Origin of the sequence: Chryseobacterium viscerum (assembly GCF_002899945.2) — a bacterium.
Lineage (GTDB): Bacteria > Bacteroidota > Bacteroidia > Flavobacteriales > Weeksellaceae > Chryseobacterium > Chryseobacterium viscerum.
On record NZ_PPEG02000011.1, the window covers coordinates 1 to 12,035 of the forward strand.

The window sequence follows — 12,035 nt, forward strand, 5'->3', positions numbered from 1 at the left end:
GATTACAACAGTAATCATCCGCATAAATCGTTAAATGGACTTAGTCCTTGGCTGTATGCTAAAGAAGTTTTAGTGTATTAGAGTGTATTTTATATTTATTAACTGTTTGAAAAAGGGAAAGTCTTCAATTCTAATAAATAAGGTCATTGCGAAATTAATTTCGTCCTGAAGGCCACCTTCAAACTTATAACCAGTTGTCATGATTCTGACATTGATATCTTGAGTGAAAGTTCGGGTCATTTTTGCAGTTCTTAATATTTTTTCTTAAATGAAATAATATCCAAAAGAAGGTTCAGCTTTGAATCAATGCTTCTGAAAAGCACCAGACTCTTGAACGCTTGGTACAGATACCAGTATGTGATCAAATTTGAAACAATCAATGACTGTCTATAGCCAAATCAGGCTTTAACTGAAAAATTAGTTAAAGCCTGATGGTATTTTAGATCGTAAGTATAGCCTAATTTTTTATTAGCTTTTCTATAAACTGAGTTTTGTTATTTAAGTTTATTTCTATATAATAAACACCATTTTTTAATGCTGAGATATTTATTCTATTACCTTGTAATTTAATAGATTTTAACATTCTTCCTGTCGATTCATAAATGTCAACAGACTCTATTTTTTCAGGATTTTTGAAAGTAACTATATCTTTTGCAGGATTTGGATAAAAAATAATTTTGGCACTTTCTAAATCAATATCTTGTGTTCCTAATGTAGCTGTCATATTTAAGGATGCGTATCCTCTATTGGTACCACTATGTTGCGAGATTGTTGTAGAGCCACCTCTGGCAAAGAAAATATTTTTTACTCCAGCAGTATTTGTGATCATTATATCACCTGTTCCACCAGACAAAGACCTTGTTGCAATCACAGTTCTTATGCCGGAAGACGTGGTATTGCTTACCTCAGTCCAATCTTGTGAAGAGTCAGCAGACGGGAAAGCACCAATTCCGTTGAAAGAATAATCTCTGTTGGCAGTCGAGTTATAGATAAAACCGTCTGAGCCGGATGCCATACCAGCATTTCCGAAGCCAATTCCCAAGTAAGAATTGTCGGCACCTGTAAGTGTAAGTGTAACTAAGGAAGGTGTGGTGTCTAATTTTACGGTCATTCCTGTTGTTCCTAAATTGACGATGCCTGAACTAAATTGTGCCTGAACAATTGTTGCTAAAGCTACGCTTGCAGTTAGTAATATTTTTTTCATAAACTAATTTTTTAAAAGATTAATAATTTCTTTGTTATCCGTTTTTAATGCATATTCGAAAGGGGATAGTCCCATTGAATCTTTGAGTTTTTTATCTGCTTTGTATTTTAGCAGCAGTTCGACCAATTCTTTATTTCCAGATTTTACTGCCCAAAACAGAGGCGTTGTTCCAGTACTATCAGAAATATTTGGGTCTGCATTTTTATTCAGCAGATTTTCTACCAGAGCTTTGTTGTAGCGGATAGAAAGTCCGGCTAAAGCAGTTCCTTCCTGGCTTTTATAATTGAGGTCTTTCACATTATCTATCAAAAAATTTGCGACCTCTGTATTACCTCTGTAACAAGCTAAAATCAAAGGAGAAAATCCGTTTTCATTGATTTGGTTGATGATATCAGGATTTTGTATCATTAATTCTTTTATTTCTGAAACCGTCCCGCTTCTTGCAACATCAAATACTGATTTTCCTCTTTCCTGGGCAGATATGAAAGAATAACTACAGGTGAACAATACAAACAAAATTAATTTTCTCATTATTTGATAAGTATATAATTATATTCTACATTCACATTTTCAGCCACCTTTTTCATAACCATTTTAGGTATGGTGACTTTGAAATCTCCTGTTTTGGCAATAAAAGTACCTTTCATATATATCTTTCCGTCCTTTGATGAGATCGTTGCTGTTGAAGAAATATTTCTATTGACACCGTGAAAATTCAATACGCCTTGAAGGGTAAATTTTTGTGGGTTTTCACTTAGTTTTGTTTTATCAAAATTCAAGATCTTACCTTTGAAGGTTGTTTTCGGGTATTTTGTTGTTTCTGCATAGTTTTCATTGAAATGTTCTTCCATCAATTTTACTTTGAATTTAAAGTTTTTAACTAATGATAGTGAGGCTAAATCTCCTGTGTCAGCATTTAGGATCACTGTATTGTTGTTATCTTGTGCAAAAACGTCTTCGACCATAGGCAACGACGCTTCAAAACTTACTTTGCCAATTTTAGAACTGTATTTTTGAGCTATAATCTGATTGCTGCATAAGAAGAACACCATGATTAGAGTTAGATTTTTCATATAATTTATTTTTCAATTAGACCGTCATTTTTCCACTTGACGATAAGATTAATTTGATTTGATGACATTGAGCCACCCTGTGGCATTCTTAATGGATCACCATTGGGCCTTTGAATTCTGTTGATAATAATGTCAATATTATCTTTTACTTCGTTATAATTACTTAATGGTTTAAAACTGGAAGAAGAGTGGCAGCTTATGCAGCTGTTTTCAATAATGGGCTTCACGTTAGTTTCATATCTTACCAAATCTGCAATTGGTGTATTGTCTGAGATTTCCTCGTATGTATTGCTTTCACAAGCTATAGCACAAAGAAGGAATCCTGTTAGATAAATAGTTTTTCTCATTTTAAAATACTCTATAAAGGTTAAAACCAAAGAAAATCTGCCCTTTTTCCCACTTTCCAGTTGCATTAGTCAGATAACCAATATCTGAATTCAGTTGAGAATTGCTGAATAACAGCTGAAAAACATGTCCACCTGTTTCTATATCCATACCCAGAGACAAAGGGTTTTTATAGAAACTGTGACTGTCAAAATTCACGAAATACTCTGCGTTGATGGATACCCTTTTTGAAATTTTATACCGTCCGCCTAATCCTGTTAAAAATTGATTTTCATTTTCTATTGATGGATCATACAGATTTTTATGGACATAAGACGGCGTCAGTTGTAAGGAAAAATTCTCATTGAATCTCCTGGATATAAGTGCTTGCGTTAGATAAGAAAGCCTGTTGCCAAAATTTAAATAGGGATAAGTCTCAGTATCCAGATCCGTATTTAGTGCCATAACATTGTATCCGACAAGATCTACCGGTACATTGTCATTTTGTTTTAGCAGTTTGTATTTTGCGCCAAACTCAAAAGTTTTCATGTTGGTTTCTCGGGATAAACTTAACGAGACCGCATCGGTCAATCCATAAATAACGCCGAGTTTTGTGGAAGCATCATCCAAACCAAAAAAGTTTTTGAATCCGGTACTCACATCTCCAAAGCGGTGTGCGATAACTACATACCATTCATTTTTTGCAGTAAGTTTGGTTGACTGGCCAGTGACAATTTGCAATGCCTTAAATGTCGGAGGATGGGAAGTTTCTGTTGTTGAGATTGTATCGATATCTTTCAGCAAGTCTTCCTGAGAGTAACACAGGAGCGAAGAGATCATCGACACCAAAATCAGTGTTTTTGTCATATCTTTAAAATTATTTCTAGGTGGCAAACTTACTTCTAGTCAAAAAAAAAACGCGGTGATATTTGTCACTGCGCTCTTTTTATATCAATATTCACGATATAGATAATTTCTATTTATTTTTCTTTTACAAATCCAATGCATTGATTTGATTGGGTTATGACGCCTTCATTCTCAAACTTTTTCAATATTCTACTGACAACTTCTCTGGCAGTACCAAGAATATTTGCAAGTTCCTTATGTGATATCTTAACCGGATCACCTCCGTTTTCCTCAATTTTTGTAGCAAGTAAATCGATAATCCGTTTGTCCAACTTATGAAAAACTGCCTGAGTGACCATTCTCATAATATCAGTGTATCGCTTATCATATTCTTTAAAGAAAAATTGATTAAGTGCAGGGAAATCTGAAAGCCATTGTAGGACTTTAGCAGTTGGGAGCAATAGTACTTCTGAAGACTGTTCGGCGCAAGCGTATATACGACTCTTCGAATCTGTGAAAATAGATGAGAAGGTCATTGTGCATGTTTCAAAAGGCTTGATATAATAATATAAAAGTTCTCTGTCATCGTATAGCGAGTAAACTTTAACCGAACCTTTTAATAAGATAGGGATATAGGCTATTTTTTCTCCTTCAGCGATGATTTCTTGTCGTGCTGGTATGTTGGAATGTATCGAATACTCTTCCAGTTCCTGAAAAAAATCGTCCCCAACATATTCAAGCATTTTTCTAACATGTTCTTTATTTTTCATAGATAATACGGTAATTTATAAACAGTGTGAATTAATGGGATTTAAATGGTCGTTGTGGAAAGTATATTTTAATGACGTTAAATAACAACACCATTTATTCAAAAAAAATTTACTTTAAAAGTAGCATTTGTTCGTATAATCTATTTAAAGTATTTTACATTTTTGGCAAATATAAAATTACTTTGTTTGATATATCTGTGATATTAGTCACAAATTTCTTGTAAACTAAAGTCTAATAATCATGTTGATTTTAAATAAAGAGGTTAAAAATGTAATCAATATCAAAGTTTATAGAATTGTCAAGACAGTATTTGAAAGATTTATTAAAATTTTTCATACTGATATTCAATAATTTTAACCTTTTGGTAAGTGGTTTACTTTTAGGTGGGTACTTGTTTAAAGGTGGGGGTGTGCATAGCTTTGTAAAAGTATTAATGTAATAAAACAATCTGAATATGAAAATTTTAGTATTCGGAGCTACAGGCTCACAACAATTTAACGTTATCGGAGAAGCAAAGAAAAAAGGAGCAGAAGTAATTGCTGCGACAAGTTCAGAAAATAGTTTTGAAAAGCTAGCTAATGCTGGAGCAACGCCGGTTTTAGCAAACTTATCTGATGCTGACAAAATAAGCGAAATTACCAATGGTGTAGATGCAATTGCCTTTATGATTCCTGTATCTCTTCCTAATCCATTTGACGGTCTGCAATATTCTAAAAATGTGATTGATGCAGCTAAAGCAAATGGCGTGAAAAAAATCGTTTGGAATACAAGCGGCTGGTTAGAAGCGCAAAAAGTTGGTTCGCCTGTTGACGATGTAAAATTGGATGTTCAGGAATATTTGAAAAATAGTGGAGTAGATTATGTCATTATAGAGCCTACCATTTATATGGAAAATATGATGGGTCCTTTCTGTGCACCTTTTATTAGCAATGAGAAAAAACTGGCTTATCCTACACCCGAGGCAATGCCAATTGGATGGATTGCTTCGAAAGATGTGAGTGCTTTTGTGGTTGAAGCTATTTACAATGAAGATTTACAAGCAGATAATTTCAAAATCAGCGGTTTGGAAAACTTGAAAGGGAATGAATTAGCATCAGGATTTTCTAATGGGATAGGAGAAGAGATTGTATATTATCCTCTGAAGCCTCAGGAATTTGGTGATATATTAAAACCAATGGTAGGAGAGGCAGGAGCAAACAGTGTTGCAGCTTATTATGAAAATCTACAGAATTCAACAGAATATCCTTCAAAATTCAATTCTAATATGAGCGAAATTTTGGAAAAACTTCCTGTCGAAATGACTTCGCTATCGCAATGGGCAAACGAGAACAAAGATTATTTCATTAAATAAATTAAAATGGTATGGAAGCGAAAGAAGTTGTCGCAGCCTATTTTGAGGCGTTGAGTAAGGGTGAAATGGAGAAAGCATTTTCAAACTTTACACCCGAAACCAAATGGTATCAGCCAGGAAAAAATAAATTTTCTGGTTTAAAAAACAATCTTGGTGAGATTTTCCAAATGCTTGAAGGTATTATGACTGATACGTCAGGAAATATGATTGTGAAGCCTACAGGAGCAATGCTGCAAAGCGGAGACTTGGTATCGGTTCCCGTGTGGTTTACAGCCAAAAAAGAAACAAAAGTGATGGATTTGGGAGGTATGGATTTGTTTCAAGTTAAAGAAGGTAAAATCGTTCACGTTTGGACATTCTCAGATGACCAGTCGGTGGATGATGCGTTTTTTGGAAATTGAAAAATTGTACATTAGTCAATAAAAATTTAAACTTTAAAAACATAATAATATGACAGCAATAGAAGTAGTAACGGCTTACTCAGTAGCCCTTTCACGAGGGGATATTCCTACCGCATTTTCACATTTTAGTCCAGATGCAAAATGGCACCAGCCTGGAAATCATCAGTTCTCAGGAATTAAAGAAGGGCTTGATGCTATTGGTAAAATGTTGGGAGATATGATGGATGTAACCCAAGGTTCTTTGGTTATCAATCCGACAGGTGCTTTGATGGCTAATGGAAATTTAGTTTCTTTTCCTGTTCATTTCACTGGTAAAATTGGCGACAAAACAGTCGATATGACTGGTGTTGATTTGTTTGAAGTTATGAATGAGAAAATTGTTCAGGTTTGGTTATTTTCTGAAGATCAAGATGCTGAGAACGAGTTTTGGGGTTAATTACACTCTGCAATATACATATTGGGACGGTTGGCTTTTAAGCTATTCCGTCTCTTTTTTGTTTAATAAAGTAATTTATAAAACAATTTTAACGTAATTCCCAAATAAAAAAATATCTTCTGTACATTTCAAATTACCTGTCTATTATAGACTATTTAAAGAAATTCATAAACATCTTTTACAATTTTAAAAAAAATGCTTCGAAGAAACGTTCTAAAGATAATATTTATATTTTTTTTTCTTACATCTTGTGCTTCTAAAGAAAATAAAGAAATTTCCATTTTATTACAGAAAGCAGATGACAACATTTACATTGATTTTGACAAAACAATACACTTTGCAGCAGTGACAGCCTATAAGGCCGAATCAATAGACAATTCAGAAAAAAAAGCCGAAGCATATCTTTATCTTGCAAAAGGTCTAATATTCTATAGAAAATTTGATCAGGCCCATATCTACATAAAAAAGGCCATGACAGAAAAATCGCTTAAGGAAAATTATTTTCTTCAAGCATTATTTTTAGACTTACAGTCTAATTATTATAGTCGAATGCGTTTGCCTGAAAATAGTTTTAAACAAAATTTGCGTGCGCTCGAATTGTTGAAATATCACTCTGGTCCAGAATCTAGAGCTTTGCTGGCAAAGATTCACATAAATATGGCAGATTATTATTCTGACAAGGAAAACTATAAAATGGCTCATCTACACGCAGACAAGTCCATTGCAATTATAGAAAAAATTCCTTTATCAAAATATCAGTCTCTGAAAAAAGTATTGCATTATAAAGCCTTTATTTATTTTTATAGTGCTTGGATATATCTTCAGGAGGCAAAGCCTGAAAAAGCATACCAATATATAATAAGTGCAAATGAGCAATCTGCAATTGATAATATAAAATATATCGCTCCATTCTTAGAAATTTTTGGAGATTACTATCTTCTTACCGGGGAATACCAAAAATCAATTGATTATTATTTATTAACTGTAGATAATAAAAAAGTTTTTAAGCAGAATTCTGCCTTTGTGGATTCAAAAACAGCAAAGGCCTATTATAAATTAGGAGATTATAAAAAAGAAATCTATTTTTTAGATAGATCTGAAAAAAGACATCAACTTGATTCTAAAATTGATCTCAAAATTGTACAAGATGAATTGGATAGAATTGTTAGGAAGGAGAATGATCTTAAAAATAAGACACTGAAAAGCAATTTTGTTCTTCTTGTTTTATTAATTGTTTTTTCTACAATTATCTTGATGTTGTTTGCTAAATATCATAAAAGTAAGAGATCAAAAAATTATGAACTCAGTGACTACAAATTGCGGATAGACAATAGAGAAGAAAAGTTAAAGGAGCACCAATTGGAAATTCAAGAATTACAGCATAAAGTGAATGACTCCTTAATTGCTTTAACCGATCTTGCAAGAAAGAATTCTCCGCATTTTTGGGTGAGATTTCAAGAGGTCTATCCTAACTTCACGAAATATCTGCTTAGTCGTAATCCAACATTAAAAGTATCTGAACTGACAATATGTGCCTATCTATATCTTGGTTTTTCTAGTAAAGAAATTGCAGAACTTACTTTTAAAGCCTATAAAACAATTGAAAATAATCGAAGAAATATCAGGAAGAGATTGGATATTGACTCTACTGTGGATATGTCATTATGGCTTCAGGAAAATATAAAAAATACTAAGCCTATTGAAGATTATTCATAATTTCAATTTTCATATTACTGTATTTTCTCTTCGAAATAAAATAAGTTGTATTTATTCCATTCACAATGCTTGCAGGATAATAATTTAAGGGTTTTAATGAGCTGATAATTAGTATTTTGTGAAATAAGGGGTTGGTTGTGGGGGCTAAATCGAGATAAGTATAGTATTTTATAATTTTATTTGTATCCTAATAATGAATGACATATTTCAAATAAAATTTAATGATATAAGTAGTTTGTAGAATATGTTACAGAAGACTTATTTGGAAAAATAAACATCAGTTTGTTTGTGTAAAAAAAACTAAATATAGGGGCTATTTTAGTTTTTAAAGATATAGTAACTGGCCAAGTGCTAAAATTGCAGTGTCTAAAATATAATAAATTGCTTTTTAAAGGTTCTGATATAAATAATTATTATAAGTAAACAAATAGAGTTAAAAATGAAAAAAAACGTAACTATCTTATCTGCAATTCTATGTTTTGGTTCTGCTTTTTCGCAAGTAGGTATTAATACCCAAAATCCGCTGGGTATTTTTCATGTAGATGGATCTAAAGACAATCCTAACACTGGAGTTCCAAATGCAACACAGCAGTCAAATGACCTGATTATGCTTAATAACGGTTATATTGGAATAGGCAATGTATTACCGAAACAACAGTTGCACATTACTCAACTTAACGCTACGAGTGGAATAACAAATAGCTTTATTTCAGGAATAGCCATTACGGGCAATAGTACAGCTTTTGATGCGAGTGGACCTGGTCTTTATCTTGAAAATGTTAATGCGCCAACTGGAAGTAGAGTCTTAAAAATCAATTATACTCGAAATGATACTGAACCATACTTAAATTTTCAAACTGTATCCGATAATGCTGGTTCATCTGTTGCAAACATACTATCTCTTACAAGTTCAGGGAAATTAGGATTAGGAACGACATCTCCCACTGAAAAAATTCATGTTATTGGGAATATTCTTGCTTCAGGTACAGTAACTCCTTCTGATATAAGAATTAAAAAAGATATTACAGATAATCCTTACGGTTTGAAAGAAATTTTAAATCTTCGAACAATCAAGTACAGATATAAAAATGAAGAACTTGGTAAGGATAAAAAATTGGGATTTATTGCACAGGAGCTAAAAGTTACAATGCCTGAACTTGTAACGACAGCTAATGATGAAATAAAAACACTAGGTGTGAACTATGCAGAAATGACAGTAGTTCTAACCAAAGCAATCCAAGAACAACAAAAAGAGATTGAGTTTCTAAAAGAACAAATAAAAAATTATAGAAAATAAAACAAAATGATGATAATAATTTTCAAATCATCATTAAGTAAATAATTTTAATAGTTAGATTCTAAAATACACAAAGAAAATAGTTAAAAAATTAATTTAAAACTCAATTATAATATTCCTTTTTGTTCAGGTTCGCTCTTAATTACGAGCGAACTTTTCTATATATGCGGAAAAATATTTTACGCAAGAATAGGAAGTGTTTAATATTGTACTGTTTGTAAAATATAGGGTTCGTTGTGTATAAAGGAATTTAAATGAAATACTATTTTATAATGTTCTTTGTATCCTATAAAAAAACACATGTCAAATAAAAAAGAGACCACTAAAAAGCAGTTTGTTAATCATATGCTTTTAGAAACTCAAGAATTGCAATACCAATTCAATGACCCATTACTTGAATTAATTGATCTGCGGAGAAGAATACTCCGCAATTTTGGGTACGATTTCAGAAGGTCTATCCTAACTTCACAAAATATCTACTTAGTCGTAATCCAACATTGAAAGTATCTGAACTGACACTACGCGCCTATCTTTATCTAGGTTTTTCTAGTAAAGAAATTTCGGAATTTACTTTTAGAGCTTATAAAACGATTGAGAATAATCGAAGGAGTATTAGAAAAAGATTGGCTGTTGACTCTACTCTGGATGTGTCATTGTTGCTTCAGGGCAATATATAAATACCAAGCCTCATTAATATCATCCATATTTCAATTTTTAAATTACTGAATTTTTTCATCGAAGTAAACTAGCAATTGCTTAACACATTCAGAATGTACATAGAATATGTGTTGTAGGATTTTAATGTATTGATAATACACGGTTTATAAAATAGGGGGTTCGTTGTGGGGGAAGAAATTTCTTTGGAATATTGCTTTATCATTTCTTTGCATCCTAACAAAAAACACACGTGAAATAAAAAATAGACAACTAAAAAGCAGTTTATTATTATGTAATAGTACACAAAATTGTACGAAGAGATGCATAATTGATCCGAACAGCTTATGAAGTTTGTGTTTTTTTGAATGTAATAACGGTCGAACTACATTTTATATTTTATGAATGATACCGAAAAAAATTAAGTTTTGTTTGAGTACAAAAGAGGAAAAACATTAAGAATTACCAGTAAAAAATAAAATTATAAAAACAAATGAAGAAAACAATTTTACCACCAGCAATCCTTCTTTTCGGATTATGTACAGCACAAGTAGGAATTAATACTGCAAATCCTAAAGCCACTTTTCATATTGACGGAGGCAAGGATAATCCCATCAACAATGATACTCCAACAATTGGACAGCAGACAAATGATTTTGTAGTAACATCAAATGGCAATGTAGGAGTAGCCACCATCGCTCCAACTGAAAAATTAGAAGTTAACGGAAAAACAAAAATCAATGATCTACCTGTGAATGGGACAGCCGGATTTACAGCGACTAAGACTTTGGTTGCGAGTGACACTGGTGTAGTAGGTGTATTGAACGGATTACCATCTTCTGCGTACAATGGATATCAATTGACCTCTCTTAAAGGATTTGACATTAATAATGCTTTTAGTAGGTCATACAGCTATAATGAATTGGTAAGCAGTAACTGTTTTGATGGCTTTGGAAATTATTCACCGAGTTCACCTCTGTGTGCAGTTCCAGCAAGTACCATTTTCAACGAAGTTTATAAATTCACCTTTGATAAAAAAAGTAGTAACACAGAAAAATATCTCCAGATGAATATTGACTATTATACTTTGTACAATTACAAAGACAATACTGTTCCTCCAACGGCATTCTATAATAATTTTATGATTAAAGTGATGATAAATGATATTATAGTGAAAACCTATGATAGCAGCATCAGCGTTCCCGTGGGTGGTGGTAATACTCATAATCGTTCGAAGTCAATAACAGCAGATTTGTCAGGAATTAACTTGAATCCCACTAATAATATTGTAAAGATTTATTATAATGTTGGGCCTAATATTTTTAAAGCAAATACAGGAACTTCTGCTGGTAATTTCGTAGCGAATGCTCCTTATCTGCTCACTCAATACGTACAGGATTTTTCTTTTCAATTATATGAAAAATAAAAAGAATAATCCAGTTAAATAAACTACTTAAAACTGCCAAAATTTTTAAAAATTTTGGCAGCTTATTATGATAGATTGACTTAGTTAATTAAGTGGATTAGTGTACGAATAATTGTAATAAACGACCTGTTGGATATTCCCAGGCATTTTTAGGTTTGTTCTCAATCAAAAGGTGAATTCGTAAATTAGGGAACATTAATAATTTAACTTCCATCAATGAAATTTGATTAATTGCTATTATCATTATCATTGGAGGACAAGCCTCTAGCATTAGCTAGTACTATTAAAAGCATGCTTCAAATGATTGAATGCATTTTGTGCAACAGTTGATATTGATGTCGAAAATTCAAATTTATAGAATATTTTGAATCTTTTGCTTTTAAATCATATTTAAAAGTATTTTTATCTTTTTATTTTAATCGAGTCGGATATAAAAGAAAATTATTACAAGTATTCCAAGAATATCTGTAATGATTTAATTGTGTTTTTAGAATCATTTAAAACTCAAAGTTTAAAGCAAAGGAAATAAATTTGGA

Annotated in this window: 12 protein-coding genes; 6 read left to right on the forward strand and 6 right to left on the reverse strand. The window is 32.1% G+C overall.

Annotated elements, in window-relative coordinates:
• Positions 1-457 precede the first annotated feature (457 nt).
• The 6 genes from C1634_RS22395 to C1634_RS22420 form a co-directional block, all read right to left on the reverse strand.
• A complete protein-coding gene (locus C1634_RS22395; RefSeq protein ID WP_103234756.1) occupies positions 458-1,204 on the reverse strand; it encodes a T9SS type A sorting domain-containing protein in 747 nt (248 codons plus the stop codon).
• Between the two features lie 3 nt (positions 1,205-1,207).
• A complete protein-coding gene (locus C1634_RS22400; RefSeq protein WP_103234755.1) occupies positions 1,208-1,735 on the reverse strand; it encodes an ankyrin repeat domain-containing protein in 528 nt (175 codons plus the stop codon).
• Entirely contained in the window at positions 1,735-2,277 is a 543-nt protein-coding gene (locus tag C1634_RS22405; protein WP_103234754.1) for a YceI family protein, read from the reverse strand. Before C1634_RS22405 ends, C1634_RS22400 begins: the two co-directional genes overlap by 1 nt.
• A gap of 5 nt (positions 2,278-2,282) precedes the next feature.
• Positions 2,283-2,624 carry a hypothetical protein gene (locus C1634_RS22410; protein WP_228410138.1) on the reverse strand — a complete coding sequence of 114 codons (342 nt, stop codon included), beginning with the start codon at positions 2,622-2,624 and terminating at the stop codon, positions 2,283-2,285.
• 1 nt (position 2,625) lies between these two features.
• Positions 2,626-3,468, reverse strand: coding sequence for a DUF5777 family beta-barrel protein (locus tag C1634_RS22415; protein WP_103234752.1), 843 nt, complete (start codon positions 3,466-3,468; stop codon positions 2,626-2,628).
• Positions 3,469-3,581: 113 nt separating this feature from the next.
• Positions 3,582-4,217: a Crp/Fnr family transcriptional regulator gene (locus C1634_RS22420; protein WP_103234751.1), complete on the reverse strand. Its 636-nt coding sequence runs from the start codon at positions 4,215-4,217 to the stop codon at positions 3,582-3,584.
• Positions 4,218-4,672: 455 nt separating this feature from the next.
• Between C1634_RS22420 and C1634_RS22425 the strand changes: the two genes are divergently transcribed.
• The 6 genes from C1634_RS22425 (at position 4,673) to C1634_RS22460 (ending at position 11,499) form a co-directional block, all read left to right on the forward strand.
• Positions 4,673-5,569 (forward strand): SDR family oxidoreductase, encoded by an 897-nt coding sequence (locus C1634_RS22425; RefSeq protein ID WP_103234750.1) that lies wholly within the window; start codon positions 4,673-4,675, stop codon positions 5,567-5,569.
• An 11-nt stretch (positions 5,570-5,580) separates the two neighbouring features.
• Positions 5,581-5,970 (forward strand): nuclear transport factor 2 family protein, encoded by a 390-nt coding sequence (locus C1634_RS22430; RefSeq protein WP_103234749.1) that lies wholly within the window; start codon positions 5,581-5,583, stop codon positions 5,968-5,970.
• A gap of 49 nt (positions 5,971-6,019) precedes the next feature.
• Positions 6,020-6,406: a nuclear transport factor 2 family protein gene (locus C1634_RS22435; RefSeq protein ID WP_103234748.1), complete on the forward strand. Its 387-nt coding sequence runs from the start codon at positions 6,020-6,022 to the stop codon at positions 6,404-6,406.
• Between the two features lie 195 nt (positions 6,407-6,601).
• Positions 6,602-8,122 (forward strand): tetratricopeptide repeat protein, encoded by a 1,521-nt coding sequence (locus C1634_RS22440; RefSeq protein ID WP_109739157.1) that lies wholly within the window; start codon positions 6,602-6,604, stop codon positions 8,120-8,122.
• 439 nt (positions 8,123-8,561) lie between these two features.
• Complete coding sequence (locus C1634_RS22445) at positions 8,562-9,419, forward strand: tail fiber domain-containing protein (protein WP_103235215.1); 858 nt, start codon at positions 8,562-8,564, stop codon at positions 9,417-9,419.
• A 1,147-nt stretch (positions 9,420-10,566) separates the two neighbouring features.
• Entirely contained in the window at positions 10,567-11,499 is a 933-nt protein-coding gene (locus tag C1634_RS22460) for a hypothetical protein (protein WP_103235218.1), read from the forward strand.
• Positions 11,500-12,035 lie beyond the last annotated feature (536 nt).

What these genes read in the sequence shown, in the direction of transcription:
- C1634_RS22395 (WP_103234756.1), bottom strand. Translation starts at nt 1,204, where the DNA reads ATGAAAAAAATATTACTAACTGCAAGCGTAGCTTTAGCAACAATTGTT.
- C1634_RS22400 (WP_103234755.1), bottom strand. Translation starts at nt 1,735, where the DNA reads ATGAGAAAATTAATTTTGTTTGTATTGTTCACCTGTAGTTATTCTTTC.
- C1634_RS22405 (WP_103234754.1), bottom strand. Translation starts at nt 2,277, where the DNA reads ATGAAAAATCTAACTCTAATCATGGTGTTCTTCTTATGCAGCAATCAG.
- C1634_RS22410 (WP_228410138.1), bottom strand. Translation starts at nt 2,624, where the DNA reads ATGAGAAAAACTATTTATCTAACAGGATTCCTTCTTTGTGCTATAGCT.
- C1634_RS22415 (WP_103234752.1), bottom strand. Translation starts at nt 3,468, where the DNA reads ATGACAAAAACACTGATTTTGGTGTCGATGATCTCTTCGCTCCTGTGT.
- C1634_RS22420 (WP_103234751.1), bottom strand. Translation starts at nt 4,217, where the DNA reads ATGAAAAATAAAGAACATGTTAGAAAAATGCTTGAATATGTTGGGGAC.
- C1634_RS22425 (WP_103234750.1), top strand. Translation starts at nt 4,673, where the DNA reads ATGAAAATTTTAGTATTCGGAGCTACAGGCTCACAACAATTTAACGTT.
- C1634_RS22430 (WP_103234749.1), top strand. Translation starts at nt 5,581, where the DNA reads ATGGAAGCGAAAGAAGTTGTCGCAGCCTATTTTGAGGCGTTGAGTAAG.
- C1634_RS22435 (WP_103234748.1), top strand. Translation starts at nt 6,020, where the DNA reads ATGACAGCAATAGAAGTAGTAACGGCTTACTCAGTAGCCCTTTCACGA.
- C1634_RS22440 (WP_109739157.1), top strand. Translation starts at nt 6,602, where the DNA reads ATGCTTCGAAGAAACGTTCTAAAGATAATATTTATATTTTTTTTTCTT.
- C1634_RS22445 (WP_103235215.1), top strand. Translation starts at nt 8,562, where the DNA reads ATGAAAAAAAACGTAACTATCTTATCTGCAATTCTATGTTTTGGTTCT.
- C1634_RS22460 (WP_103235218.1), top strand. Translation starts at nt 10,567, where the DNA reads ATGAAGAAAACAATTTTACCACCAGCAATCCTTCTTTTCGGATTATGT.